Annotated in this window: 21 protein-coding genes and 1 riboswitch; of the genes, 7 read left to right on the forward strand and 14 right to left on the reverse strand. The window is 74.5% G+C overall.

Going from position 1 to position 26,007, the window contains the following annotated elements:
* Nucleotides 1-3: 3 nt before the first annotated feature.
* Together DMP17_RS14835 and DMP17_RS14840 are read left to right on the forward strand one after the other, a co-directional pair.
* Nucleotides 4-1,206, forward strand: a complete 1,203-nt coding sequence (locus DMP17_RS14835; RefSeq protein WP_337829834.1) for an MFS transporter — start codon at nucleotides 4-6, stop codon at nucleotides 1,204-1,206.
* Nucleotides 1,207-1,272: 66 nt separating this feature from the next.
* On the forward strand, nucleotides 1,273-2,601 hold the full coding sequence (locus DMP17_RS14840) for an MFS transporter (RefSeq protein WP_226356431.1): 1,329 nt from the start codon (nucleotides 1,273-1,275) through the stop codon (nucleotides 2,599-2,601).
* A 3-nt stretch (nucleotides 2,602-2,604) separates the two neighbouring features.
* Here DMP17_RS14840 and DMP17_RS14845 read toward each other — a convergent pair whose 3' ends face one another.
* Nucleotides 2,605-4,080 (reverse strand): MFS transporter, encoded by a 1,476-nt coding sequence (locus tag DMP17_RS14845; RefSeq protein ID WP_337829835.1) that lies wholly within the window; start codon nucleotides 4,078-4,080, stop codon nucleotides 2,605-2,607.
* 117 nt (nucleotides 4,081-4,197) lie between these two features.
* Between DMP17_RS14845 and DMP17_RS14850 the strand changes: the two genes are divergently transcribed.
* Nucleotides 4,198-5,754, forward strand: coding sequence for an acetolactate synthase large subunit (locus DMP17_RS14850; protein WP_337829836.1), 1,557 nt, complete (start codon nucleotides 4,198-4,200; stop codon nucleotides 5,752-5,754).
* Nucleotides 5,755-6,002: 248 nt separating this feature from the next.
* Here the strand turns inward: DMP17_RS14850 and DMP17_RS14855 are convergent, their stop codons facing one another.
* Together DMP17_RS14855 and DMP17_RS14860 are read right to left on the reverse strand one after the other, a co-directional pair.
* Complete coding sequence (locus tag DMP17_RS14855; protein ID WP_337829837.1) at nucleotides 6,003-7,340, reverse strand: hypothetical protein; 1,338 nt, start codon at nucleotides 7,338-7,340, stop codon at nucleotides 6,003-6,005.
* Nucleotides 7,337-7,969 carry a hypothetical protein gene (locus DMP17_RS14860; protein WP_226356427.1) on the reverse strand — a complete coding sequence of 211 codons (633 nt, stop codon included), beginning with the start codon at nucleotides 7,967-7,969 and terminating at the stop codon, nucleotides 7,337-7,339. Before DMP17_RS14860 ends, DMP17_RS14855 begins: the two co-directional genes overlap by 4 nt.
* 114 nt (nucleotides 7,970-8,083) lie before the next feature.
* Between DMP17_RS14860 and DMP17_RS14865 the strand changes: the two genes are divergently transcribed.
* Nucleotides 8,084-9,439: an MFS transporter gene (locus DMP17_RS14865; RefSeq protein WP_337829838.1), complete on the forward strand. Its 1,356-nt coding sequence runs from the start codon at nucleotides 8,084-8,086 to the stop codon at nucleotides 9,437-9,439.
* Nucleotides 9,440-9,448: 9 nt separating this feature from the next.
* Here DMP17_RS14865 and DMP17_RS14870 read toward each other — a convergent pair whose 3' ends face one another.
* The 8 genes from DMP17_RS14870 to DMP17_RS14905 form a co-directional block, all read right to left on the reverse strand.
* Nucleotides 9,449-10,516, reverse strand: coding sequence for an alpha/beta fold hydrolase (locus DMP17_RS14870; protein WP_337829839.1), 1,068 nt, complete (start codon nucleotides 10,514-10,516; stop codon nucleotides 9,449-9,451).
* Nucleotides 10,517-10,611: 95 nt separating this feature from the next.
* A complete protein-coding gene (gene cobN, locus DMP17_RS14875; protein ID WP_337829840.1) occupies nucleotides 10,612-14,235 on the reverse strand; it encodes a cobaltochelatase subunit CobN in 3,624 nt (1,207 codons plus the stop codon).
* Between the two features lie 87 nt (nucleotides 14,236-14,322).
* Nucleotides 14,323-14,437, reverse strand: a riboswitch (cobalamin riboswitch).
* 18 nt (nucleotides 14,438-14,455) lie between these two features.
* A complete protein-coding gene (locus DMP17_RS14880; RefSeq protein ID WP_337829841.1) occupies nucleotides 14,456-15,082 on the reverse strand; it encodes a hypothetical protein in 627 nt (208 codons plus the stop codon).
* A gap of 74 nt (nucleotides 15,083-15,156) precedes the next feature.
* Nucleotides 15,157-16,224, reverse strand: coding sequence for an ABC transporter ATP-binding protein (locus DMP17_RS14885; RefSeq protein WP_337829842.1), 1,068 nt, complete (start codon nucleotides 16,222-16,224; stop codon nucleotides 15,157-15,159).
* On the reverse strand, nucleotides 16,212-17,096 hold the full coding sequence (locus tag DMP17_RS14890; protein WP_337829843.1) for a nitrilase-related carbon-nitrogen hydrolase: 885 nt from the start codon (nucleotides 17,094-17,096) through the stop codon (nucleotides 16,212-16,214). The genes DMP17_RS14885 and DMP17_RS14890 overlap by 13 nt, the downstream gene beginning before the upstream one ends.
* A gap of 59 nt (nucleotides 17,097-17,155) precedes the next feature.
* Nucleotides 17,156-18,322, reverse strand: coding sequence for a hypothetical protein (locus tag DMP17_RS14895; RefSeq protein WP_337829844.1), 1,167 nt, complete (start codon nucleotides 18,320-18,322; stop codon nucleotides 17,156-17,158).
* Nucleotides 18,323-18,335: 13 nt separating this feature from the next.
* Nucleotides 18,336-19,331 (reverse strand): nuclear transport factor 2 family protein, encoded by a 996-nt coding sequence (locus DMP17_RS14900; protein WP_226356419.1) that lies wholly within the window; start codon nucleotides 19,329-19,331, stop codon nucleotides 18,336-18,338.
* Between the two features lie 94 nt (nucleotides 19,332-19,425).
* Complete coding sequence (locus tag DMP17_RS14905) at nucleotides 19,426-20,421, reverse strand: LacI family DNA-binding transcriptional regulator (RefSeq protein WP_337829845.1); 996 nt, start codon at nucleotides 20,419-20,421, stop codon at nucleotides 19,426-19,428.
* 126 nt (nucleotides 20,422-20,547) lie between these two features.
* Between DMP17_RS14905 and hisD the strand changes: the two genes are divergently transcribed.
* Genes hisD through DMP17_RS14920 form a run of 3 tightly spaced genes read left to right on the forward strand, consistent with a single transcriptional unit; the run spans nucleotide 20,548 to nucleotide 23,362 of the window.
* Complete coding sequence (gene hisD, locus DMP17_RS14910) at nucleotides 20,548-21,879, forward strand: histidinol dehydrogenase (protein ID WP_337829846.1); 1,332 nt, start codon at nucleotides 20,548-20,550, stop codon at nucleotides 21,877-21,879.
* Nucleotides 21,876-22,637, forward strand: a complete 762-nt coding sequence (locus DMP17_RS14915; protein WP_226356416.1) for an SDR family NAD(P)-dependent oxidoreductase — start codon at nucleotides 21,876-21,878, stop codon at nucleotides 22,635-22,637. Before hisD ends, DMP17_RS14915 begins: the two co-directional genes overlap by 4 nt.
* Nucleotides 22,634-23,362 carry an HpcH/HpaI aldolase family protein gene (locus tag DMP17_RS14920; RefSeq protein ID WP_337829847.1) on the forward strand — a complete coding sequence of 243 codons (729 nt, stop codon included), beginning with the start codon at nucleotides 22,634-22,636 and terminating at the stop codon, nucleotides 23,360-23,362. The genes DMP17_RS14915 and DMP17_RS14920 overlap by 4 nt, the downstream gene beginning before the upstream one ends.
* 185 nt (nucleotides 23,363-23,547) lie before the next feature.
* Here the strand turns inward: DMP17_RS14920 and DMP17_RS14925 are convergent, their stop codons facing one another.
* The 3 genes from DMP17_RS14925 to DMP17_RS14935 are packed head-to-tail and all read right to left on the reverse strand — an operon-like array spanning nucleotide 23,548 to nucleotide 25,982.
* Complete coding sequence (locus DMP17_RS14925; protein ID WP_337829848.1) at nucleotides 23,548-24,219, reverse strand: alpha/beta fold hydrolase; 672 nt, start codon at nucleotides 24,217-24,219, stop codon at nucleotides 23,548-23,550.
* Between the two features lie 3 nt (nucleotides 24,220-24,222).
* Nucleotides 24,223-25,119: a carbohydrate ABC transporter permease gene (locus tag DMP17_RS14930; RefSeq protein ID WP_337829849.1), complete on the reverse strand. Its 897-nt coding sequence runs from the start codon at nucleotides 25,117-25,119 to the stop codon at nucleotides 24,223-24,225.
* On the reverse strand, nucleotides 25,116-25,982 hold the full coding sequence (locus tag DMP17_RS14935; RefSeq protein ID WP_060712432.1) for a carbohydrate ABC transporter permease: 867 nt from the start codon (nucleotides 25,980-25,982) through the stop codon (nucleotides 25,116-25,118). Before DMP17_RS14935 ends, DMP17_RS14930 begins: the two co-directional genes overlap by 4 nt.
* Between the last annotated feature and the right edge of the window lie 25 nt (nucleotides 25,983-26,007).

Below are 26,007 nucleotides of genomic sequence, written 5' to 3' on the forward strand. Positions count from 1 at the left end.
CCCGTGGTGGCAGTCGAGGCGGGCCGGACGGAACGACGGGCCCGGGCGGCGGTGGCCCTGGTCTTCCTCACCAACGGCCTGGTCTACGCCAACCTGCTGCCCCGCTTCCCGCAGATCAAGGCCGACCTCGGCCTGTCCAACACCCAGCTCGGGCTGGCGGTGGCCGCGATGCCGTTCGCGGCGCTGCTGGCCGGGCTGACCGCGGGCCCGCTCATCGCCCGGTTCACCTCGGCGAAGGTGGCCTCGTTCGGGATGGCGGTGATCGCGCTCGGCGTCGTGCTGGTGGGGTTCGCGCCGTCCTGGGCGCTGTTCGCCACGGCGATGCTGCTGGTCGGGGCGTCCGACGCCGTCGTCGACGTCGCGCAGAACGCGCACGGGCTGCGGGTGCAGCGCCGCTACGGCCGGTCGATCCTCAACGGGTTCCACGCGCTCTGGTCGGTCGGCGCGGTCGCGGGCGGGCTGATGGGCTCGGCCGCCGCCGGGATCGGGCTGGCGCTGCCGGTGCACCTGGGGGTGTCGTCGCTGCTGTCGGTGGTGATCGCGGTCGCGGTGTACCCGCTGCTGCTGCGCGGCGCCGACGGCGACGACCGCCCGGCCCCCGACGCGGCCGACGGTGCACCGCCGCGGCGGCCCTGGACCGGGCTCGGCCCCCGCACCGTGGCGCTGCTCGCCGTGTTCGGGCTGGTCGCGATCTCCGGCACCCTGGTCGAGGACTCCGGCGCGACCTGGGCGGCGGTGTACCTGCAGGGGCTCGGGGCCGGTGCGGCCGTCGCCGGGCTCGGGTTCGTGGCGCTGCAGGGCTGCCAGTTCGTCGGCAGGCTGATCGGTGACCGGATGGTCGACCGGTTCGGCCAGCGCGCGGTGGCCCGCGCCGGCGGCGGGCTGGTGCTCGCCGGGATGGGGCTCGCGCTGGCGTTCCCGACGGTGCCCGGGACCGTCGCCGGGTTCGGTCTCGCCGGGTTCGGGGTGGCGACGCTCGTCCCGGCCGCGATGACCGCCGCCGACCACCTGCCGGGGCTGGCGCCGGGGACCGGGCTGACGATCGTCACCTGGCTGATGCGGGTGGGGTTCCTGGTGTCACCGCCGGTGGTCGGGCTGGTCGCCGACGCGACGTCGCTGCGGGTCGGGCTGCTGGTCGTCCCGGTGGCCGGGCTCGTCGTCGTGCTCGTCGCGGGGGTGCTCTCCACCCGTCGCACCCGGGCCTGAACGCCGGCCGACCGGACCACTCGTGCGTCTCGACACGAATCGGACGACCCCTTAGCGTCAGGGCGCATGTCCTCCACCGTCCCGCCGGCGTCGCCGGGACCCGCACTCCGGTCCTCCCGGAAGGTCGCCACCGCCAGCCTGGTCGGCACCACCATCGAGTGGTACGACTTCTTCATCTTCGGCACGGCCGCGGCCCTGGTGTTCAACCAGGTGTTCTTCCCGTCGGTCGACCCCGTCACCGGCACCCTGTCCGCGTTCGGCGCGTTCGCCGTCGGGTTCATCGCCCGCCCGCTCGGCGGGGCGGTGTTCGCGCACTTCGGCGACCGGGTCGGCCGGAAACCGATGCTCGTCTACTCGCTGCTCCTGATGGGCGCGGCGACCGTCGGGATGGGCCTGCTGCCCGGCTACGACACGCTCGGCGTCTGGGCTCCGGTCCTGCTGGTGACGCTGCGGTTCCTGCAGGGGTTCGGCGTCGGCGGCGAGTGGGGCGGTGCGGCGCTGATGGCCGTCGAGCACGCCCCGTCGCACCGGCGCGGGTTCTACGGCAGCTGGCCGCAGGTCGGTGTGCCGCTCGGCCTGGTGCTGGGGACGGCGACGTTCGCGGTGCTGTCCGCGACGCTCACCGACGAGCAGTTCCTGGCGTGGGGCTGGCGGGTGCCGTTCCTCGCCAGCATCGCGCTGATCGGGGTCGGGATGTGGATCCGGCTCGGCGTCCACGAGTCGCCGGTGTTCCGGAAGGCGATGGACGAGAAGGCCGCGAACCGGATGCCGGTGCTGGAGGCGCTGCGCACCTATCCGAAGGAGATCCTGCTCGCCGCCGGGTCGTTCCTCGCGACGAACTCGACGTTCTACGTCTCCTCGGTCTGGCTGGTCACCTACGCGACGCAGTCCCTGTCCTACGACCGCACGACGATCCTCGCGGCGAACTCGGTGCTGTCGCTGTCGGACATCCCGCTGATCATGGCGTTCGGGCTGCTGTCGGACCGGATCGGGCGGCGTCCGATGTTCGTCGGCGGGATGGCGCTGCTCGCGGTGTTCGCGGTGCCGTACTTCTGGCTCGTGTCGACCGGCAGCATCTGGCTGTTCCTGCTGGGCGGGCTGGTCGTGCAGGTGGCGCGCTCGGCGGTGTACGGGCCGCAGTCGGCGTTCTTCGCCGAGCAGTTCTCCACCAGCATGCGGTACTCGGGGGCGTCGCTGGCCTACCAGATCGCGTCGATCCTGGGCGGCCTCGCGCCGCTGCTGTGCACCGCGCTCGTCGCGCTGACCGGGTCGCTCTACGCCGTCGCCGGCTACGTCGTCGGGATCGCGCTGGTGTCGATGGTCTGCTCGTGGCTGATGACCGAGACGCTCCGGTCCGGGCTGCGCGACGACGCCGGCGTCGTCGCCCGGACCTGACCCCTACCGTCCGCCGGTCGCGGTCACCGGCGTGCCCCGTCCGCGGGTGCGCCGGGCCGCGACCAGGTCGGTGATCCCGAGCACGAGGGCCAGCGCCACCAGCCCGACGGTGATCAGCAGGCCGTGCGAGATGGCGTCCGCCCAGTCCCCGCCGGACGCGGTGAGCCTGCCGAAGAACACCGCGCCGACCGCGGACAGCCCGATTGCCGTCCCGATCCGCTGCCCGGTCTGCAGCACCCCGCCCGCGGTGCCGCCGGAGGTGTGCGGGATCTCCGACAGCGCGAGGGTCTGGTTCGGTGCGATCACCAGCCCGCCGCCCGCCCCGGCGAGCAGCAGCGGCCCGGCGATCGCGAGCCCGGTCCACGGGCTGTGCGCGGTCGCGGCCAGGACGAGGTCGGTGAAGCCGAGCCCGACCATCACCGTCGCCAGCCCGACGACGATCATCGGCTGCCCGAACCGGGCCACCAGGCGCCCGCTGAGCGCGGAGGTGACCGCGGACCCGAGCGCGAACGCCGTGAGCGTGAGGCCGGTCTGCAGCGGGGTGTAGCCCAGCCCGTTCTGCAGGTAGAGGGTGAGCACGAAGAAGATCGAGGTGAACCCGGCGAAGTAGATCGAGCCGAGCGTGGTGCCGACGGCGTAGCTGCGGGTCCGCAGCAGCGCGAAGTCGATCAGCGGGTGGCCGTGGACGCGCTTGGCCCGCCGCTCCCAGGCCACGAACGCCACCAGTGCCGCGACCGAGACCGCGACCAACCACCACGGCGCCGACGCCGGGTCCCGCTCGGCGAGCACCAGCGGCAGCATCAGCGCGACGACGGCGACGCCGAGCAGCACCGAGCCGCCCAGGTCCAGCGGGCGCCGCTCCCCCGTGGTCACGGTGTCGGCGGGCAGCAGCCGGAACGCCGCGACCAGCGCCGCGACGCCGATCGGGATGTTGACGAAGAAGACCCAGCGCCAGCCGTCGGCGTCGCCGGCCCAGGCCAGCAGCAGCCCGCCGAGCAGCGGGCCGACCGCGGTGGAGATCCCGACGACGGCGCCGAACATGCCGAACGCGGAGCCCCGCTCCGGGCCGCGGAACAGGTCCTGGATGAACCCGACGACCTGCGGGGACAGCAGCCCGGCCGCGACGCCCTGCACCAGCCGGACCGCGACGAGCACCTCCGGGTTCGGCGCGAACCCGGCGACCGCGCTGGTCAGGGTGAACAGGGCGAGGCCGGTGACGAACATGCGACGGCGGCCGCGGTCGTCGCCGAGACGGCCGGCGGCGACCAGGACGAGACCGAAGGTGAGCGCGTAGCCGGACACGATCCACGACAGCTGCGCGGCCGAGGCCCGCAGACCGGCCTGCATGGCCGGCAGCGCGACGTTGACGATGCTGACGTCGAGCAGGCTCATGAACCCGGCGACCAGGCAGACCGACAGCGCCCGCCAGCGTCGCGGGTCGGGGGTGTACGCCTCGGGCGCGGTGCGGTCGTCGCTCACAGTCCCTCATTCCGCGTCCTGGCGCTGCGGGCCGCAACTCGAACCCGGGTCCTGCGGGCACGCGTCACATCGTGTGGACTCACCGACCATGTGGACCGTAGAGATCGGGAACCGGTCGTGAGGGGCGCCGAGGCGCTGGTCGGGTCGCTCACCGCGGCCGGTGTCGACGTGTGCTTCATGAACCCGGGGACCTCGGAGATGCACTTCGTGCAGGCGCTCGACGCGGTGCCGGAGATGCGCGGGGTGCTGGCCCTGTTCGAGGGCGTCGCGACCGGCGCCGCCGACGCCTACGCGCGCATCGCCGGGAAGCCGGCGGCGGTGCTGCTGCACCTCGGGCCGGGGCTGGGCAACGGGCTGGCGAACCTGCACAACGCGCGCCGGGCCGGGACGCCGCTGCTGTGCGTGGTCGGCGGGCACGCGACCGACCACGTCCGCTTCGACGCGCCGCTGGAGTCCGACATCACCGCGGTGGCGCGGACCGTGTCCGGGTGGGTGCACACCAGCGGCGACGTGCGCGACGTCGCCGCCGACGCGATGCGCGCCCTCGCCGCGACCGGCGAGCGCGGCGGGCAGGTCGCGACGCTGGTGCTGCCGGCCGACGTGTCCTGGTCGGAGGGCGCGTCGCCCGCCCCGCCGCTGCCGGTCGCCGGACCGTTCCCGCCGGACCCCTCGCGGGTCGCCGCGGCCGCCGACGCCGTCCGCGCGCCCGGCGCGACGCTGCTGCTGGGCGGGCCCGCACTGAGCGCGGCGGGCGTCGACGCCGCCGGGCGGATCGCCGCGGCCACCGGGGCCCGGCTGCTGGTCGAGACCTTCCCCCGGTGCTGGGAGACCGGCGCCGGCCGGACCCGCATCGACAAGCTCGCCTACTTCGCCGAGCAGGCGATCGAGCAGCTGGACGGCACGTCGTCGCTGGTGCTGGCCGGGGCGCGGTCGCCGGTGTCGTTCTTCGGCTACCCGGGCGTGCCCGGGGACCTGGTGCCCGAGGGTGCCGCCGTGGTGGGGCTCGCCGACCCGGCGACCGACGCGACGGCCGCGCTGGAGACCCTCGCCGACGTCGTCGCCGGCGACGCGGCTCCCGCGCTCGCCCCGCACGAGGCGCCGGAGCCCGCGCCGGGCGCGCTCGACGTGCGGGGGCTGTGCGCCGCCGTCGCCGCGACGCTGCCGCAGGACGCGATCTTGGTCGACGAGGCGCTGACGGCGGCGGCGTCGCTGGCGATGTCGTTGCAGACCGCGCCGCGGCACACCCAGATCGCGCTGACCGGCGGTGCGATCGGGATGGGGCTGCCCGCCGCGGTGGGTGCCGCGGTCGCCGCGCCGGACCGTCCGGTGGTGGCGGTGCAGGCCGACGGCAGCGCGCTCTACACCGCCCAGGCGCTGTGGACGATGGCCCGCGAACGGCTCGACGTCACCGTCGTGCTGATCAACAACGCGGCGTACTCGATCCTGCGGGTGGAGCTGGCCCGCACCGGGGCCGGGGAGGCGGCGCACTCCGGGCGGGCGGGCCGGATGCTGGACCTGTCCGACCCGACGCCGGACTTCACCGCACTGGCGACCGGGCTCGGGGTGCCCGCCGAGCGGGTCACCACCACCGAGGGACTGCTCGACGCGCTGCGGCGGGCGCAGGCCGAGCCGGGCCCGCACCTGGTCGAGGCGATCGTCCCCGCCCTGGGCTGAGCCCCGGCGGGCGTGGCCGGGCTCGCTCCTGCGACCCGGTCCGGCGGCACGACCCGCGCAGCCGGACGCCGCACAGGTTCCGGATGCGCCGCACAGGGAGGAACCCGTGCGGCGCACCGTGTACCTGTGCGGCGCTGCCGGAACCTGTGCGACGCGGTCGGCACCGTTGCGGCGCGACCGGAACGCACGCGGCACGGCGCCGAACCCGCGCGGCACGGCCGGAGCCGTGCGGCGCGGGTTCGGGGGCGCTAGAGGGACAGCAGGCGGTCGAAGAACTCGCGGTAGCGGGTGAGCGCCTGGCGCAGGTCCTCGGTCGAGGCGTCGTCGCGGGAGAACTGGGCCTCCAGGTCGTCGCGCTGACGACGGAACAGCGACTCCATCTCGTCGAGGATCTCCCCCACCAGCGCGTTCGCCCCGTGGACGGCGCGGCGGGGCTCGTCGACGAACTCGCCCTTCAGCGTCGACCAGCGGTCCTGGTACTCGCGGGCCCGGTCGGCCGGGAGCAGCGACGAGCCGCCGGTGGCGGGGTCGGTCGCCGCCGGGTCGGCCCCCGGTCCGGTCGCGCCGCCCCGCGGGTCACCGGGGTCGCGCAGGTCGTCGTGCCCGCGGTCCGGTGTCGCGTCGTGGTGACGGCCGCCGGTCGCGCCGTCCTCCCGGACGGGTGCGCCACGGGTGGTCGCCGCGGCGGCCACGCCGGCCGCGGTCCCGCCTGCGGCCGGGGTGGTCCCGGCGCCGCCCGCGGAGCCGGGCGCCGCGTCGCGGGGCGGTGCGCCGGTCCCCGGTGCGCCGGTCCCGACACCGCCGCCGGGCGGGACCCCGCCCGCGTCGGCCGGTCCCCGGCCGCCCGCCGCCGCGGGGTCACCGAGCGTGTCGCGTCGTCCGGCCGGGCCGGCGTCGCGGGGGTCGGCACCCGGTGCGCCCGGGCCGCCGTGGGGGTCGCCGCCGGGCAGGTGCCCGCCACGGGGATCGGCACCGCGCGGGTCACCACCCGGCAGATCGCCCGCACGCGGATCGCCGGTCCGTGGGGCACCACCGGCGAGGTCACCGGCGCGCGGGTCGGCACCACGCGGGTCCCCGCCCGCCATGTCGCCACCACGCAGGTCGCCGCCCCGCGGGTCCCCACCGCGCAGGTCGCCGCCCCGCGGGTCCCCACCCCGCGGGTCCCCACCTCGGAGGTCTCCACCGCGCGGGTCGCCGTCCCGGGGGTCCGCGCCGCGGGGCCCACCGGCACCCGGGTCGGCGCCGAGCGGGTCGGCGCCGCGGGGGTCGGCACTGCGGGGGTCACCGGCACGCGGGTCGCCACCGGGGTCACCGGCACGCGCGGCCCGCGGGTCCCCGCCGGCCGTACGGTCCTCGGCCAGTCGTCCGCCGGGGGCGTCCCCCGGCCCGGCCCCGGGGCCCGCCAGCGGCGGGGCGTCCGGGTCGCCGTGGCGCTGACCCGGGACGCCCGCGTCCTGCTCTGCGGTGCCCGCCGCCTCGCGGCGCTCCCAGCCGGCGTCGCGCTCGTCCTCGCTGCGGCCGGTGAACGCGTCCTTGATCGAGTCGGCCAGTCGGGCCGCCTTGCTGCTGCCCTGGTGCTCGCTCATGCCGTGGTCTCCCGTCGGGTGTCCTGGTCCGGTCCGCCCTGGCGGTGGCGGCCGTCGTTCTCGGGACGGCCGCCGGAACCGGTGCCGTCGCCGTCGTCGAGCAGGGCGTCGATCAGTGCGCGGTAGCTCGTCACCGCGTGCCGGAGGTCCTCGGTCCCAGCTCGCCCGGCGGAGTGCTCACGGGAGATCGCCCGTGCCTCGCGGTAGCGCTGCGTGACGACCGGGTAGGCGACGGACAGGTCCTCCTCGCGGCGGTCGACGTCCTCGGCGGGGTACCCGCGGGCCGCCATGACGTCGGCGACGAGCGCGTCGGCGTCGTGCACCGCCCGGGACGGGTCGTCGACGAAGCCCTCCTGCACCTGCTGCCACCGGCGGCGGTAGCCGTCACGCTCCTGCGGGTCGAGGGATCGCAAGGTCAGCGCGTCGTGGCGCTTGCGGCGCTCGGCGAGCTCTTTCTCCGCGTCGCGGGGGTCGTCCGCGTCGCGCACGGTGCGCTCGTACTCGGGTCCGAACTGGTCACGGAGCTCGGCGGATCGACGACGGCGCAGCATCGTCGCGGCGACCACGGCGAGTATGGCGACGACGATCACCACCACGGCGACGACGATGATCGTTGTGATGTCGGTCATAGCGCGGTATACCCGATTGCGCGAGCCGGAAACACGGAGCGTGTTTGTTGATCACGAAAGGTGATCACTGAATCGACTTGACCTGCACCGGGGTTCAGGGAGCAGGGTGGCGCCGTGGTCGAGGCGCGGACGGACGGGGCGGGTGTCTGGTCCCAGGGCCGCGCGCCGACGACCGTCGGGATCCTGCTGCTGATCAGCCTGACCGCGTTCGAGGCGATGGGCGTGGGGACCGCGATGCCCGCCGTCGTCGCTGACCTGGGCGGGGTCGCCCGCTACGCCTGGCCGTTCGTGCTGTTCCTGGCCGCGGCGGTCTTCGGCACCGTCGCCGGCGGCCGCTGGTGCGACGTCCGGGGCCCCCGGGTGCCGCTCGTCGCCGCGCCGGTCCTGTTCGGGGCGGGCCTGCTGGTCGCCGGGTTCGCGACGACGATGACCGGGCTCCTCGCCGGCCGGGTCCTGCAGGGACTGGGCGCGGGGGCCCAGGGCGTCGCGGTGTACGTGCTCGTCGCCGAGGTGTACCCCTCGCGGCAGCGCCCGGTGGTGTTCGGGCTGATCTCCTCGGCGTGGGTGCTGCCCGCGCTCGTCGGTCCCCCGCTGGCCGGGCTGGTGACCGAGCGCCTGTCCTGGCACTGGGTCTTCCTGGGGCTGCTGCCGGTGGTGGGGCTGGCCCTGGTGCTGATCGCCCCGGTGGTGCGCGTCCTGCGACCGCCCGCCGGACCGGCGACGGGCGGCCACGGGGCGGGCCTGGTGCCCGCGGCGCTCGGTGCCGCGGTCGGTGTCGCCGGGCTGAGCTGGGCGCTGGAGAACCTCGACCCCGGCGGCGCGGTGGCCGGCGTCGTCGCCGTCGTGGTGCTGGTGCCCTCGCTGCGCAGGCTGCTGCCCCGCGGGACCGTCCTCGCGCGCCCGGGCATCGCCGCGGTCGTCGCGGCCCGTGGCCTGGTCGCCGCGGCGTTCTTCCCGGTCGTGTCGTTCCTGCCGCTGGTGCTCACCGCGACGCACGGCTGGTCGCTGACCGCCGCCGGGACGCCGCTGATCGTCGCGTCGCTGGGCTGGTCGGCGGCCGCCGCCTGGCAGGCCCGACGGCCCGACGCCGACCGCTCGGTGATGCTGCGCGCCGGGTTCGCGACGATCGCCGCGGGCCAGGTCGCGCTGGTCCCGGTCGCCGCGGGGCTGCTGCCGGGCTGGCTCGCCGTCGGGTTCTGGGGCGTGTCCGGGCTCGGGATGGGCGTGGCGTTCTCCGCGATCGCCTACCTGACCCTCGCCCACTCCGACGCCCACGACGTCGGCTCGCACTCCTCGGCGGCGCAGCTGCTCGACCAGCTCGCGACGGCGACGTTCGTCGGCCTGGGCGGTGCGCTGCTGGTGGCGCTGGTGTCACCGGCCGTCGCGCTGCCGGTGCTGCTGGTCGTGGTCGCGGTGCCCGCGGTCGCCGGTGCGCTGACCGCGTCGCGGACGCGGGTGCCGGAGCCCTGAGCCCCGGCCTCAGATCCCGGACGGGCGGGCGAGCAGCTCGGCGACCGCGGCGTCGATGAAGGCGGTGTCGACCGGGTTCTTCCCGCCGCCGGCGAAGTGTCCCCACACCCCGGGGATCACCCGCAGCTCGGTGCCGTCCCGCATGTGCGACACCGCCCAGGCCTCGTCCTCGGGCGGGAAGTACAGGTCCTTCTCCGCGGGCATCACGATCGCCGTCGCCCGGATCGAGGCCAGCGCCTCCTCGGTCGAGCCGGCGCCCGGGGTCGCGCCGACGTCGCCGTGCCACCAGGTGTCGAGCATGGTCAGCAGGTTGTTCGGGTCACGACCGTCGAGGAAGAAGCCCTCCCAGAAGTCGACGACGAAGTCCTCCAGCGAGGTGTTGCCCAGCCGGCGCCACTCCTCCTCCAGGTAGAACGCCTGGGAGAAGCCCCAGCCGGCGTAGATCCGGGCGAACGCGCGCAGCCCCTGCGCCGGCGGGACCGTGTAGCGGCCGCCGTCGAACCCGACCGCGGCCATGAGCGCGGCACGCAGCGAGTCGAGGAACACCTGGTTGTGCGGCGCGGTCCGCGGCGACCCGCAGAACGGCAGGATGCGCTGCACCATCTCGGGGTGGCTGACCGCCCACTGGTAGGTCTGGCCCGCGCCCATCGACCACCCGAGCACCAGCGGCAGGGTGCGGATCCCGAAGTGCTCGGTGACGAGCCGGTACTGGGCCTCGACGTTGTCGCGCACCCGGATCGGCGGGAACGACGGGCCGTCGTGCGGCACCGGGGCGTTCGACGGCGAGGTGGACAGCCCGTTGCCCAGCATGTTCGGCACGATGACGAACCAGCGGTCCGGGTCGAGCGCCATCCCCTCACCGATCAGCCACTCGTTGTCCCAGTGCCGCCCGGAGTACCAGGTCGGGTAGACGATCGCGTTGTCCTTGGCCGCGTTCAGCTCGCCGTAGGTGCGGTAGGCGATCCGGGCCGGGCGCAGCGTCCGCCCGCAGTCGAGCGTGAGGTCGTCGATCTCGAAGACCTCGTAGGGCTCGTCACGGCCGTAGCGGGGCCGGGCGGTGGGCTCGGGGTCGGGCACGGGGGTCCTCCGGGGCTGGCGACGGTCGACCGATGATTTCCCAGGAAATATGTTCCTGGGAAACCATCGGTGTCAAGACCGGAGGGTCCCGCGGCTCAGCCGTCGCCCTCGATGTCGCCCTCGGACTCCAGGTAGGCCTGCCGCAGCGCGTCCAGGGTCGCCTTCTCCGGGCTCTCCCAGAGACCGCGGTCGACGGCCTCCAGCAGCCGCTCGGCCATGCCGTGCAGCGCCCACGGGTTGGACTCGGCGAGGAACTTCCGGTTGTCCGGGTCCAGCACGTACTCGGCGGTCAGCGTCTCGTACTGCCAGTCCGCGATGACGCCGGTGGTGGCGTCCCAGCCGAACAGGTAGTCGACGGTCGCGGCCATCTCGAACGCGCCCTTGTAGCCGTGCCGACGCATCGCGGCGATCCAGCGCGGGTTGACCACGCGGGCACGGAAGACCCGGGCGGTCTCCTCGTGCAGGCTGCGGGTGCGCACCGCCTCCGGACGGGTCGAGTCCCCGACGTACGCGGCCGGCGCGGTACCGGTCAGCGCGCGCACCGTGGCGACCATGCCGCCGTGGTACTGGTAGTAGTCGTCGGAGTCGGCGATGTCGTGCTCGCGGGTGTCGATGTTCTTCGCCGCCACCGCGATCCGCCGGTAGGCGTTCTCCATGTCGTCCCGCGCGGGGACGCCGTCGAGGCCGCGGCCGTAGGCGTAGCCGCCCCAGGTGGAGTAGACCTCGGCGAGGTCGGCGTCGCCGCGCCAGTCGCGGGAGTCGACGAGCTGGAGCAGCCCGGCGCCGTAGGTACCCGGCTTGGAGCCGAAGATCCGGGTGCGGGCGCGGCGGTCGTCGCCGGTGCGCTCGCGGTCGGCGTCGACGTGGGCGCGGACGTAGTTCTGCTCCGGGGTCTCGTCGAGCTCGGAGACCAGCTTCACCGCGTCGTCGAGCAGGGCCAGGACGTGCGGGAACGCGTCGCGGAAGAACCCCGAGATCCGGACCGTGACGTCGACGCGCGGGCGGCCGAGCTCGGCGAGGTCGATGACCTCCAGGCTGCGCACGCGACGGCTCGCGTCGTCCCACACCGGGCGGACGCCGAGCAGGGCGAACACCTCGGCGACGTCGTCGCCGGAGGTCCGCATCGCGCTGGTCCCCCACACCGACAGGCCGACGCTGCGCGGGTACTCGCCGTGGTCGGCCCGGTAGCGCTCGACCAGCGACTCGGCCATCGCCTGCCCGGTCTCCCAGGCCAGCTTCGACGGGACGGCCTTCGGGTCGACCGAGTAGAAGTTCCGCCCGGTCGGGAGCACGTTGACCAGCCCCCGCAACGGCGAACCGGACGGGCCGGCCGGGATGAACCCGCCGTCGAGGGCGTGCAGCACCCGGTCCAGCTCGTGCGCGGTGGCGTCGAGCCGGGGCACGACCTCGTCGGCGGCGAAGCGCAGCACGGCCTCGACGGCGGACAGGTCCGCGCCCGGCAGCGCCTCGGCCCCGGCGACGACCTCCGGTGCCGCCGAGGAGTCCCACCCGCGGGCCTCCATCCCGGCGACCAGCGCGCGGGCGACCCGCTCGACGGTGTCGGTGCGGGTGTTGGTCTCCGAGCCGTCCTCGACCAGGCCGAGCGCCTGGCGCAGACCCGGCACGGACTGCTCGCCGCCCCACATCTGCCGGGCGCGCAGCACCGCGAGGACCAGGTCGACGCGCTGCTCCCCGGCCGGTGCCTGGGCGAGCACGTGCAGGCCGTCGCGGATCTGGACGTCCTTGATCTCGCAGAGCCAGCCGTCGACGTGCATCAGCATGTCGTCGAAGACGTCCTCGTCGGGGCGCTGCTCCAGCCCGAGGTCCTGGTGCATCTGGGCCGCGGTCATCAGCGTCCAGATCTGCTGGCGGATCGCGGGCAGCTTCGCCGGGTCGAGTGCGGAGATGTTGGCGTGCTCGTCGAGCAGCTGCTCCAGCCGGGCGATGTCGCCGTAGGACTCGGCGCGCGCCATCGGCGGGATGAGGTGGTCGACCAGGGTGGCGTGCGCCCGGCGCTTGGCCTGGGTGCCCTCCCCCGGGTCGTTGACGAGGAACGGGTAGACCAGCGGCAGGTCGCCGAGGACGGCGTCGGTGCCGCAGGACGCCGACATGCCCAGCGTCTTGCCGGGCAGCCACTCCAGGTTGCCGTGCTTGCCGATGTGCACGATCGCGTGCGCACCGAACCCGCCCTCGGACTCGGGCGCGGCCAGCCAGCGGTAGGCGCCCAGGTAGTGGTGCGACGGCGGCAGGTCCGGGTCGTGGTAGATCGCGACCGGGTTCTCCCCGAACCCGCGGGGCGGCTGCACGATCAGCGTGACGTTGCCGCGGCGCAGCGCTGCGACGACGATGTCGCCGTCCGGGTTCTGCGAGCGGTCGACGTAGTGCTCGCCCGGCGCCTCGCCCCAGTGCTCCTCGACCCCGGACCGGAAGTCCTCGGGCAGCGTGTCGAACCAGCTGCGGTACGTCGCGGCGGAGATCCGGACCGGGTTGCCGGCGAGCTTGTCCTCGGTCAGCCAGTCCGGGTCCTGCCCGCCGGCCTCGATCAGGGCGTGCATGAGCGCGTCGCCGTCGCCGGCCTCGACGCCCGGGAACGCCGCCTCGCCCTCGGTGGCGACCGCGTAGCCCGCCGCGGCCATCGTCCGCAGCAGCGCCACCGTCGACGCCGGCGTGTCCAGCCCGACCGCGTTGCCGATCCGCGCGTGCTTGGTCGGGTACGCCGACAGCATCAGCACGATCTTCTTGTCGGCGTTCGGGACGCGGCGCAGCGTCGCGTGCCTCACCGCGATCCCGGCGACCCGGGCGGCCCGCTCGTCGTCGGGGACGTAGACCGACAGGCCGTCGGCGTCGGTCTCCTTGAACGAGAACGGGACGGTGATCAGCCGGCCGTCGAACTCCGGCACGGCGACCTGGGTGGCGACGTCGAGCGGGGACATCCCGTCGTCGTTGGCCTCCCAGGTGGCGCGGGAGCTGGTCAGGCACAGGCCCTGCAGGATCGGGACGTCGAGCGCGGCCAGCTCGGTGACGTCCCACTCCTCGTCCTCACCGCCGGCCTGGGCGCTCGCGGGCTTGGTGCCGCCCGCGGCGAGCACGGTGACGACCATGGCGTCGGCCTCGCGCAGCCGCTCCAGGAGCGCGGCCGGGGCCTGGCGCAGCGACGCGCACCAGATCGGCAGCGCGCGGGCGCCCTTCGCCGCGATCTGCTCGCAGAGCGCCTCGATGTAGCGGGTGTTCCCGGCCAGGAACTGGGCGCGGTAGAACAGCACCGCCACCGTCGGCCCGTCGACCTCCGTGTCGGGCAGCGACAGCTCGCCCCACTCGGGCAGCTCCACCGGCGGCGCGAAGCCCTCGCCGGTGAGCAGCACCGCGTCGGAGAGGAACGCGTGCAGCTGCGCCAGGTTCTCGGTGCCGCCCTGGGCCAGGTAGGTGTGGGCCTCGGCCGCGACGCCCGCGGGCACCGAGGACAGCTCCATCATCTCCGCGTCCGGGGCCATCTCCCCGCCCAGGCAGACCAGCGGCGTCGCGCGGGCCCGCAGCAGGTCCAGCCCCTCCTCGAAGTAGCGGTACCCGCCGAGGACGCGGACGACGACGACGGCGGCGGCGTCGGCCATCTCCGCGAGCTCGTCGTGGGTGACCCGGTTCGGGTTCGCGAGGCGGTAGTCCGCGCCCGAGGACCGGGCCGAGAGGAGGTCGGTGTCCGAGGTGGACAGCAGCAGGATCACCGGACGGCTCCGGGGGCGGTGTGGGCGCGCGTCATCGACGTACCTTCCTCGGGATTCCTCGTCCCGGGTGGGGCGGCGCGGCGGGCGGGCGCAGTGTCTGGCTCCCCCTTGCAGCGGCCAGGGGGTCACAGTGGCGGGACCGCGCCGGACTCGCACCGGCTTCCTAGTTCCCGCTCGCCGTCTTCGGTTGTCGTGAGCCACCATCGGTGGCGGCCACCGGTCACGTCAAGGAGCGCTCGACCAGGGTGGTGATCCGCACGTGCGACGGCGTGGCGGGCGCCGAGCCGAACCCGAACCGGACCGGCGGTGCGACCGGGGCGAGCGCGCCGCAGTCGCCGTCGTCCCAGCGGGCCGAGGCGGCGAGGACCCGGTGCAGGTCACGGGCCCCGTAGTACTCGCGACGGCCGTTGCCCGCGGTGCCGACGGTCCGCACCCCGGGCAGCACCCGCCGGGCGAACGGGTCGATCGCCCGCAGCCACCACGGGTGCACCGCGAGCGCACCGGGGACCGCGCGCAGGAGCCGGCCGAGCGGCGGGCGCCCGCCGACCCGCCAGCTGACCTGCAGCGGACCGGCGACGACCCGGCGCCGGTCGTCGTGGGCGGTGTGGGTCACCGGCACGATCCGGACCTCGTCGAAGGTGTAGGTGGCCGCGACGAACGCGGCGACCTCCTCGCTCGGGGCGAGCAGGGTGCGGTGCCCGTCGGCGGACTCGGTCATGACATCGGTGAACGACCCCAGCGGCGTGTCCGGCCAGTGGCCCACGACGATCCGGCGGCCCGACGTCGTGCCCAGGCCGGAGATCCAGCCGTCGAAGCGGTCGATGACGTGGGAGCCGACGGTGCGCACCCTGCCATCAGAGCCGATCGGCGGCGTTCCCGCCCGGGGACGCCTCGTCCACCCGGGCGGCCCGCGGCCGTCGTTCAGCCCAGCCGACGCCCGTCCGCGGCGAACAGGTGGGTGCGCTCCGGGTCCGGCACGAGGTGCAGCCCCGTCCCCCGGGCCGGTGGCCGGCGCCCGTCGACCCGGGCGACCAGGGGGTGCTCGGCACCGTCGATCCGGGCGCGGCCGTAGACGTAGGCGTCCGCGCCGAGCTCCTCGACCAGGTCGACCTCGACCGGGATGCCGTCGTCGGCCGGGCGCAGGTCCTCGGGCCGGATGCCGACGGTGACCGCGTGCCCGGCGTCGTCGCGGACCGAGCGCGGCACCGGGACGGTGACCCCGCCCAGCACCACGCCGTCCCCGGTCACCGGCAGGTCCAGCAGGTTCATCGCCGGGGAGCCGATGAAGCCCGCGACGAAGACGTTCGCCGGGCGGTCGTAGAGCTCACCGGGGGCGGCGCACTGCTGGAGCACGCCGTCGCGCAGCACGGCGACCCGGTCCCCCATCGTCATGGCCTCGACCTGGTCGTGGGTGACGTAGACGGTGGTGACGCCCAGGCGCCGCTGCAGTGACGCGATCTGGGTGCGCGTCTGCACGCGCAGCTTGGCGTCCAGGTTCGACAGCGGCTCGTCCATGAGGAAGACCTGCGGCTGACGGACGATCGCGCGGCCCATCGCGACCCGCTGCCGCTGCCCGCCCGACAGCGCCTTCGGCCGTCGCCCGAGGTACTGCTCGAGGTCCAGGATCCGGCCCGCCTCGGCGACCCGGCGGGAGATCTCCGCCTGTCCGACGCCGGCCATCCTCAGTGCGAAGCCCATGTTGTCGGCGACGGTCATGTGCGGGTAGAGCGCGTAGTTCTGGAACACCATGGCGATGTCGCGTTCCTTGGGCGCGACCCCGGTGACGTCGCGCTCGCCGATGCGGATGTGGCCGCCGTCGACGTCCTCCAGCCCGGCGAGCATCCGCAGCGAGGTGGTCTTGCCGCAGCCGGACGGCCCCACCAGGACGAGGAACTCGCCGTCGGCGATCTCGAGGTCGAGGGCGTCCACCGCCGCCCGGGGCGATCCCGGGTAGCGGCGGGTCACCGCGTCGTAGGTCACGCCGGCCATGGTGGTGCTCCTTCGGTGTCGGGGGCAGTCTCGCGGTACAGCTCGGGCCTGCGGTCGCGCAGGACGTGGTTGTGCCCGGTGAGGTGCTTGTCGCGCGCCCGTGCCGGGTCGAGTACGGCGGTCAGGAGCCCGGGCTCCCCCGGCGGCGGCCCGCCGGGGCCGGCCACCAGGTTCCCGTCGGCGTCGGCGACCACCGCGGCCCCGAACCAGGCGACCCCGCGCTCGGTGCCGCACCGGTCCGCGGCCACGACGTGCACCCGGTAGGTCCCCGCGACGGCACGGACCTTCGCCACCTCCAGCGGGTCCTGCCCGTCGGGGGTCGGCCGCCACGGCCAGTTCACCGGCGCCGCGACGATCTCGGCGCCGTCCTCTGCGGCCCGGCGGACCCACTCCGGGAACTCCAGGTCGTAGCAGACCAGCGGGGCGACCCGGCCGGCCGCGGTCGCCACCACCGGCGGCGGGGCGTCACCGGGGGTGAACAGCTCCCGCTCCCGGTCCCAGAGGTGGACCTTGCGGTAGGACGCGCGCAGCACGCCGTCCTCGACCACGACGGCGGTGTCGTACACCCGGCCGTCGGCACCGAGCTCGGCCAGACCAGCAACGACGACGCAGCCCGTCTCCGCGGACAGCGCCGCGAACCGCCTGACGGTCGGGCCGTCGAGCGGCTCGGCGGCGGCCCGCGCCTCGGCGGCGTCGGCGAAGGCGTAGCCGCAGACGGTGAGCTCGGGCAGCACGACGAGCCGGGCGCCCGCGGCGACGGCCTCGCGCACCGCACGCTCGGCGACCGCCGGGTCCGGCGCGTCGATCCGCGCCGGGATCCGGCACGCCGCCACGGTCACCGGTCCACCGGGGCCCGCCACCGCCACGGGCACCGTGGGCTCCCCCGCCGGTCCCGCCCCCACGGGGCCCGTCGCCGACATCCCGGCCGCCCTCAGTCGTCCTCGGCCGCGAACGCCAGCACGGCGGCCGGTGCGAGGTAGCCGTCGGCGTCGAGGACCCGGCCCCGGTCACGGGCACCGGCCACGACCTCGCGCGCCCACTCGTGCCGGACCCGGCCGTCGCCACCGGTGACCACCAGCAGCTCCGCGGTGCCGGGGGCGGCGGCCCGGCCGTCGTCGGCGTCGAGCGCCGTCATCGACCGCCAGGCACGGGGCGGCACCGAGAGGGTGTCCCGCGGGCCGAGCTCGACGGTGCGCGCGTCGTCACCGGTGTTGACGGTGACCGCCCAGTGCCCGGCCTTCACCGTCAGCACCTGGGTCGCGTCGTGCCGGTGGGTGAGCACGCCGTCCCCGGGCAGGGCGCGCAGCCACGCCAGCGCGAACCCGTGCGGGTCGAGGAGCCGCGGTGCCGCGGCCCGGCTCTCCGCGGTGCCCCAGCCGATGACCGGGGCGAGCTCGGCGCCACCGCCGGGCAGCCGCGAGCACAGGAAGGGCTCGGCGACCCACGGCCGGTCGGCGGCGTGCACCACGCGGCCGCGGAACTGCTCGGGGGTGTAGACGTCGAGCCGGTCGATCTCGGCCTGCTCCATCGGCCGGATCAGCGCGACGTCGTCGGGCAGCGGGTCCCCGGCGACGGTGTCGATGAGCCGGTTGTCGGCGGTGAGGTGCAGGCCGTGACCGGCGGCCTCGGCCAGGACCGTGGGGCCCCAGATGATGCCGCCGGTGTCGTCGCGGCCCAGGACGGTGAGCAGGATGCCGTCGTCGTCGCCGACGTTGGTGAAGCCGCGGAAGATCCACGGCGGGACCGAGACGATGTCGCCGTCGACGCTGCGGTAGGTGCCCTGCGTGCCGTCCGGGCCCCAGCGCAGCTGGTAGTCGCCGTCGAGGTTGATGAAGACCTCGGCGGTGAAGTGCAGGTGCAGGCTGTTCGTGGTGCCGTGCGGCATGCCCGCCGCACCGACGTTGAAGCCGTGCGGCTCGCGGAGGTTGACGTGCTGGGACGCGTTCTGCGTGACCCCGGGGCCGATGAAGGAGTAGTTGTCCTTGCGGTCCGAGCCGGGGGTGCGGCAGTCGATGAACGCGGCCCTGCACGGGACCCAGTCCGCGTGCCGGACGGTGCGGCGGACGAGCTCGTCCGCGCTGACCACCGTGTCGTGCATGTCGGTGCTCCGGTCAGTAGATGTTGGTGTCGGTGAACGCCTCGGTCCGGCCGGCGTCGATCTGCGCGCGCAGTGCGATCTCGTCGAACACCCGGACCTCCTTGACGATGCGGCCGCCCTGGACCAAGAACTGCGAGACGCCGAGCAGCTCCACCTCGCCCCCGGTGAGCGGACCGAACGCCGGTGTTCCGCGGTAGGTCCCGCGCATCACCCAGGTCACCGCGATCCGCAGGCCGGCGTAGCGCTCGGCGTGGTTGGTCTGGACGTCGCGGACCTCGAACCGGGCGTCCGGGAACGGTGCGACGAGCGCGAGCAGGTCGCGCTGGTAGCCGTCGGGACGGACGACGGTCTGGTCCCCGACGGTGTGCAGGAACAGGTCACGGTGCATGTAGTCGGTGACCTTCTGGTAGCGCCGGGAGTTCCAGACCTCCTCGAGGAACTCCAGCACCATCTCGCACTCGGGCCGGAAGTCGTCCGGCCGCGGCCCGCTGTCGCCGACGGCGAGCACGTCCTTGGGCGGCTGCTCGGTCATCGAGCCCTGGTAGCCGCGGAACCGCTGCGCCCGGGCCGCCTCGGCCGGGTCGATGCCCTGCTGCAGGCAGCTCGCGAGCTCGTCGCGGACCACCCACTCCTCCACCATGCGGCCGCGCCGGTAGAGGCAGTTGGCGATGGTGCGCTTGCGGATCCTCTTCACGACGCCGTCGACGAGGATCTCGTCGGCGGAGAAGACCAGGTGCGAGCTCAGGAACGCGTCGTCGCCGCGGGCCTCCCACACCACGTCCTCTGCCTGGCCGACGTGCTGCGGGGTGCCTGCGATGCGCATCAGGCTGCCCTCGATCACCCCGTCGCGGCCGACGACGGTGCCGAGACCCCCGTGCACGATCGAGTCCGGCTCGTAGTTGTCGACGATGTAGGACACGTCCCGCTGGACCCAGATCCGGTCGGTCACCTCGCGGATGAAGTCGTCCGGGTCGTTGTAGGGCTCGTACGCGACCGGGTCGAGCGTCATGGTGGTCCTTCCTTGTCGGCTCCGTGTGCCACGACTGTATGCGTATGCACAACCAACGGGCAAGGGCCCGCGGGGATTCCGTCGACGGGAGCGGCTACGCCCGGGGCGCGGCCACGGTGGCGCGGGCGACGTAGTGCGTCGGGTACACGACGTGCCGCGGCTCGGCCCCGGGGTCGGTCAGCCGGGCGACGACCAGACGCGCGGACTCCCGGGCGACCTCGTCGAGGTCGTAGGCGACGGTGCTGAGCCGGACCAGGGCCCAGCGTGAGGTGGGCAGGTCGTCGAAGCCGACCACCGAGGTGTGACCGGGCACCGGGACGCCGGCCTCCGCGGCCGCGTCGAGCGCTCCGAGCGCGACGACGTCGTTGCCGCACAGCAGCAGCGTCGGACCACCGGCCCGCTCGTGCAGCGTGCGGAACCCCTCGCGACCGGTCGCGAAGTCGAACGGGCCGTGCAGGACGTCGCGCTGGGCGAGCGCCAGCCCGTGCTCGTCGAGCACCGTGCGGACGACCTGCTCGCGCAGCTCACCGGTACTGGTGTTGCGCGGCCCGAAGATGGCCCCGATCCGGGTGTGGCCCAGGCGGACGGCCTCCCCGAGCACCTCGCGCACGCCCTGCTCGGGGTCCACGGTCACCGCGTCGGCGGCGACGCTGGGCGCGGTCCGGTTCAGGTAGACGAACGGCACGCCGCGGTCACGCAGCCGGGCGGGCTGGATGGAGTCCACCGTCGTCGTCGACAGCACCACCCCGGCCAGGCCGTGCGCGGCGACCCGCTCGGGGAGCGGCGCGGTCCCGGCCGACTCGGTGACCAGCACGAGCTCGTGGCCGAGGGCCTCCAGCTCGTGGTGCATCGGGCCGATCATGTTCGCGTAGAACTGGTTCTCCAGGTCGGCGACGACCAGCCCGATCCGGTTCGAGCGGCCCACCGACAGCGCGCGCCCGATCGCGTTGGTCGAGTAGCCCAGCGCCAGGGCCGCCTCGCGGACCCTGCGCTTGGTCGCCTCGGAGACCCGGGGGTGGTCGGTGAGTGCGCGCGACACCGTCGGCTGCGAGACCCCGGCGAGCCTCGCCACGTCGCGACTGGTGACCATGTCCGCCCTTCCCCCGACCGCGCGCCGAGCCTAGTGCGCCCCGGGCCGCACCCTTGACAGCGGCGCGTCACCGCCGTTCACTGCTGAGCCGTAGCGCATACGTATGCTATGCCCAGGGAGGACGGAATGCCGCAGGAACTGAAGAGCGCGACGGGGTCGGCTCCGCGTCGCAGCGACGAGGGCGTCGCCGCACGGGTGCGGGCGATCGTGGACGACGTACGGACACGCGGCGACGCGGCGGTGCGGGAGTACGCGGACCGGTTCGACGGCCGCGCCCCGGAGCGCCTGACCCCCGCGCGGGTCGACGAGTTGGTCGCGTCGCTGCCGCAGCAGGTCGTCGACGACATCCGGTTCGTGCAGGACCAGGTACGCGGGTTCGCGCGGGTGCAGCGGGAGTCCCTGCACGACGTCGAGGTCGAGACCCTGCCCGGCGTGGTCCTCGGGCACCGGCACGTCCCGGTCGGCTCGGCGGGTGCGTACGTGCCCGGTGGGCGGTACCCGCTGACGGCGTCGGCACACATGACGATCGTGACCGCGAAGGCCGCGGGGGTGCCGCACGTGGTCGCGTGCACGCCCCCGATCCGCGGCGAGGTCCCGGCGGCGACGGTGGCGGCGATGCACCTGGCCGGCGCCGACGAGATCCACGTCCTCGGCGGGGTCCAGGCCGTCGCGGCGATGGCGCTGGGCACCGAGTCGGTCTCCCCGGTCGACATGCTGGCCGGGCCGGGCAACGCCTATGTGGCGGAGGCGAAGCGGCAGCTCTTCGGCGAGGTCGGCATCGACCTGTTCGCCGGTCCCACCGAGATCCTCGTCGTCGCCGACGACACCGCGGACCCGCTGACCGTCGCCGTCGACCTGCTGTCGCAGGCCGAGCACGGCCCGGACTCCCCCGCCGTGCTCGTCACGACCTCCGCGACGCTGGGCCGGGCCGTGCTCGACCTGGTCGGGCGGCTGCTGCCGGGCCTGCCCACGAACGACCTGGCCGGGCCCGCGTGGTACGACCACGGCCGGATCGTGGTCTGCGACGACGCCGACGAGATGTGGCGGGTCGCCGACGACCTCGCCTCCGAGCACGTCCAGGTCCTCACCGCCGAGCCCCGCGACGCCCTGGAGCGGATGCGCAACTACGGTGCGCTGTTCCTCGGGGAGAACACCTGCGTGTCCTACGGGGACAAGGTGATCGGCACGAACCACGTGCTCCCGACGCTCGGTGCCGCGCGCTACACGGGCGGGCTGTGGGTCGGCAAGTACCTCAAGACCTGCACCTACCAGGAGGTCCGCGACCCCGCGGCGAGCGCCGAGCTCGGCCGGGTGTGCGGGCGCGCGTCGCGGGTGGAGCTGTTCGAGGGGCACGCCCGCTCCGGGGACCTGCGGGCCTGGCGGCACGGCGGCGACCGGTTCGGCTGGCTCGACGACGTCACGGCCGCCACCCCGGCCGCACCGGCGGCCGGGTCGTGAGCCGACCGGTCACGGGCCGCATCGCGCTGGTGACCGGCGGCGGCAGCGGGCTGGGTGCGGCGATCGCGTCGCACCTGGCCCGTGCCGGGGCGCGGGTCGTGCTGGCCGGGCGGCGTGCCGACGCCCTCGCCGCGACCGCGGCCCGGCTCGGGCCCGCCGCCCGGGCCGAGGTGTGCGACGTCGCCGACCCGGACTCCGTCGCGGACCTGGCGGCCCGGCTCGCCGACGAGGAGGTCTCGATCGTCGTCAACAACGCCGGGATCGCCGGTCCGGTGGCCCCGCTGGTCGAGGTGACCCCGCAGGAGTGGGACGAGGTGTTCGCGGTGAACGTGCGCGGCACCTACCTGGTGTGCCGGGCGTTCCTGCCCCCGATGCTCGACCGCGGCGACGGCGACGTGGTCAACGTGGCCTCGGTGTCCGGCAAGCGGCCGCTGGCCCGGCGCACGCCCTACTGCGCGTCGAAGACGGCGGTGCTCGGACTGACCTCGACGCTCGCGTTCGAGGCCGGACCGGCCGGGGTGCGGGTCAACGCGCTGTCCCCCGGCCCCGTCGAGGGCGACCGGATGGACCGGAACTTCGCTCTGGAGGCGCAGCGGACCGGCACCGACGTCGCCGCGGCGCGTGCGGCGTTCGTCGGGCGGGCCGCGCTCGGCCGGATGATCACCGCCGACGAGGTGGGCGCGGCCGTCGTCGCGATGCTCGCCATGCCGGGGCTGTCCGGCGCCGACGTCGACCTGTCCGCCGGGATGATCGCGTGAGGGCGCGGGTCGCCGCCGGGGAGCGGCTCGCCGGGGCGCTGGTGCGGATGCCCTGCGAGGAGATCGTGGAGATGCTCGCCGTCGCCGGCCTGGACTTCGTGCTGATCGACTGCGAGCACGGGCCGGCCGACGTGTCGATGCTGCGCACCCACATCGCGTTCGCCGACGCACACGGCCTGCCGGTGCTCGTCCGCCCCGGCGAGGACGAGCACCACCTGGCCCAGCGCGCCCTCGACCAGGGCGCCCGCGGGATCGTCGCCCCGCACGTGGAGGACGCCGCACAGGCCACGGCACTGGTGCGGGCGCTGCGCTATCCCCCGCACGGCACACGGGGATTCGCGACCTACCCGCGGGCGGGGAGGTTCGGCAGCGTCACCGCCGAGCAGCATCGCGCGGCGGCCGAGGACGTGCTGGTCGTGGCGATGCTGGAGTCGCCCGGCGCCCTCGCGCGCGCCGGGGAGATCGTCGGCGTGGACGGGATCGACGGCTGGCTCGTCGGCGTCGCGGACCTGGGTGCGTCCTGCACGGGCACCGACCCGTCCGTCGCCGGGATGCTGGAGTCGGTGCGCGCCGACCCGGCGGTCCGGGACGCCGTACGGGTCGACCTGGCGGGTTCGGCGGATGCGGCCGCGGCATCGTTCGCGGGTGGGGCGCAGCTGGTGGTCTACAACCTGACCGCGGTCATGATGGCGTCGTTCCGGGAGCTGGCCGCGGCGACGGGCTGAGCCGGCGTGATCGCCACGAGCGAGGGTTCCGGTGCCATGGACGGCACCGGAACCCTCGCTCGTGCTGATCGTGCGGACAGGTGGGCGCCTCAGCTCCCGACCTCCGATCACCGCGCGGGCGTCGGATCAGCACGCGACCACGGGGCCACTGCCCGGGCGTCGGGCTCATCGATCAGCGGGCGGAGCTACCGGTGCACCTCGGCCAGCCAGTCCCCCGTCAGCGTCGCCACCGTGTCCGCGGCCTCGACCGGGAGCAGGTGACCGGCGCCCGGCAGCACGTGCAGCCGGGCGCCCGGCACCAGCCCGGCGATCTCGGTGTGCCGCTCGACCGGGCACAACCGGTCCCGCTCCCCGGCGAGCACCAGGGTCGGAACCGCGACGGTGGCCAGGGCGGGGCGCTCGTCGACCCGGGTGTCCTGCAGCCGCAGCTGGGCCGCGAGCCGCCGCGCCCCCGTCTCGTCGGCCATCCGCAGTGCGGTGTCGTCGTGCGACCGGTCGTGCAGCAGCAGCTCCAGGGGCTGCAGGGCGCGGGCGGGGGCGCCGTCGTCGAGCCGCGTGAGCGCAGCGGCCCAGCCCGCGCGCTGCCCGGGCGTCGGCGGACGGGCGTTGGTCGCCATCAGGCACAGCCCGACGACCCGGTCCGGGGCCCGTCGGGTCAGCGCCATCGCGACGATGCCGCCCAGGCTGAGCCCGGCGAGGACGAACCGGTCGGGCAACGCGGCCAGCAGCGCGTCGACCTGCCCGTCGAGGTCGGGACGGTCGAGCACCGGGTGCAGGGCCCCGGCCCCCGCCGGGCCCCACAGCCGCGCCGAGCAGTTCATGCCCGGCAGCAGGACCAGCGGCGGGGTGTCGGACACCGCTCAGCCCTTGACCGAGCCCGCGCCCAGCCCGGCCACCAGGTAGCGCTGGGCGACGAAGGCGAACCCGATCACCGGCAGGGTCAGCAGGATCGCGGCGGCGCCGGCCTGCTGCAGCATCGGCAGCGTCTGGCCCAGCTGGGTGGCGATGAAGACCGGGACGGTGCGGGCGACGACGTCGGTGAGGACGTTCGCCGTCAGGTACTCCTGGAACGCGAACAGGAACATGAAGATCCCCGCGGTCAGGATGCCCGGCCCCATCAGCGGCACCATGACGCGCCACAAGATCTGGAACCGGCTGCAACCGTCGAGCATCGCGGCCTCGTCGAGCTCCTTGGGGATCTCGGCGAAGAAGTTGCGCAGCAGCCAGATCGAGAACGGCTGGTTGATCGCCACCAGTGCGGCGGCGACGGCGAAGGTCGTGTCGTAGATCCCCAGCGAGCGCGACAGCTCGTACATCGGCAGGACGACCGCGAAGCGGGGCAGCGCGCGGAAGATCAGCGCGGCGATGAGCAGCGCGACCGAGACCCAGCCCGGGTAGCGCGACAGCGCGTAGGCGGCCGGGATGCCGATGAGCAGCGCGACCACCGTGCTGATCAGGGCGACCACCAGCGTGTTGAGCAGATATCGGTAGAACTCGGTGGTCTGCCACAGGTCGACGAACGCGGTGAACGTGGGCTCCCAGGTGAACACCGGCGGGTCGAGGAAGGCGACGTCGGTCGGTTTGGTGACCGACATGGCCGTCCACAGCACCGGGCTCAGCATCACCCAGCAGATCACCAGCAGCAGGCCGCCGACCAGCACGGTCCGCCCGCGTGGGCGGCGGCGGGCCGGGGCGGGGCCGGTGTCATCGGACGGGCCGGGGGTGGTGGCGGGCGGGGCGGTCTGCACGCTGCTCACTGGCGGGCCTCCTTGGCCATGTCCCGGATGAACGGGGAGAGCAACAGCACGATCAGGACGATCAGCAGCACGTTGATCGCGCTGCCGAGCCCCAGCTGCTGGCCGCCGTCCTGGAAGGCGATGTTGTAGATGTAGAGCATGATCGACTCGTTGCCGATCTGCGGTGCCTGCGGCGAGAGCGGGACGAGCTGGTCGAACGTCCGCAGCACGTCCATGATCGAGATGATCGAGACGAAGGTGAGGACGCCCCGGATGCTCGGCACGATCACGTGCCAGTGCACCCGCCAGCCGGTGGCGCCGTCGATCCGGGCCGCCTCGACGATCTCCCCCGGGACGCCCTGCAACCCGGCGAGGATCACCAGCATGGCGAACGGCAGCATGAACCAGACCGTGTTGAGACCGATCATCACCCGGTTCGCCCACGGCTCGGTGAACCAGAGGATCTCGGCCCCGGTGAGCTCGGTGATCAGGTAGTCGACGACGCCGCCGAAGTTGGAGTCGAACAGCCAGGAGAACATCGTCGCGCCGACGACGTTGGGCACGACGTAGGACACCAGGAGCACGCCGAGCACCCAGGGGCGGGACCGGCCGAGCCCGTTGACCAGCACGGCGAGCAGGTAGCCCCCGACCAGCAGGACGGCGACGACGGCGACGGTCAGGCCGACGGTGAACAGCACCGCCCGCCCGAGCCGGGGGTCGGACAGGGCCTGGGCGTAGTTGTCCAGGCCGAGGAAGGTGCCGGGTTCGCCGTAGTTGACCCGCTGCAGGCTCCACTCCACGGTCTTGTAGAGCGGGAACAGCAGCAGGCCGAGCATCACCAGCAGGCTCGGGGAGACCAGTCCCAGGAACTCGCGCCTGCGCATGATCGCCTCACCTCGCTCTCGTGGG

The organism is Pseudonocardia sp. TMWB2A (assembly GCF_017312135.1).

Excerpts from the sequence above, each read along its gene's own strand:
- DMP17_RS14840 (WP_226356431.1), top strand. The coding sequence starts at position 1,273 with ATGTCCTCCACCGTCCCGCCGGCGTCGCCGGGACCCGCACTCCGGTCC.
- DMP17_RS14855 (WP_337829837.1), bottom strand. The coding sequence starts at position 7,340 with ATGAGCGAGCACCAGGGCAGCAGCAAGGCGGCCCGACTGGCCGACTCG.
- DMP17_RS14860 (WP_226356427.1), bottom strand. The coding sequence starts at position 7,969 with ATGACCGACATCACAACGATCATCGTCGTCGCCGTGGTGGTGATCGTC.
- DMP17_RS14885 (WP_337829842.1), bottom strand. The coding sequence starts at position 16,224 with ATGGCCGGCGTGACCTACGACGCGGTGACCCGCCGCTACCCGGGATCG.
- DMP17_RS14895 (WP_337829844.1), bottom strand. The coding sequence starts at position 18,322 with ATGCACGACACGGTGGTCAGCGCGGACGAGCTCGTCCGCCGCACCGTC.
- DMP17_RS14900 (WP_226356419.1), bottom strand. The coding sequence starts at position 19,331 with ATGACGCTCGACCCGGTCGCGTACGAGCCCTACAACGACCCGGACGAC.
- DMP17_RS14905 (WP_337829845.1), bottom strand. The coding sequence starts at position 20,421 with ATGGTCACCAGTCGCGACGTGGCGAGGCTCGCCGGGGTCTCGCAGCCG.
- hisD (WP_337829846.1), top strand. The coding sequence starts at position 20,548 with ATGCCGCAGGAACTGAAGAGCGCGACGGGGTCGGCTCCGCGTCGCAGC.
- DMP17_RS14935 (WP_060712432.1), bottom strand. The coding sequence starts at position 25,982 with ATGCGCAGGCGCGAGTTCCTGGGACTGGTCTCCCCGAGCCTGCTGGTG.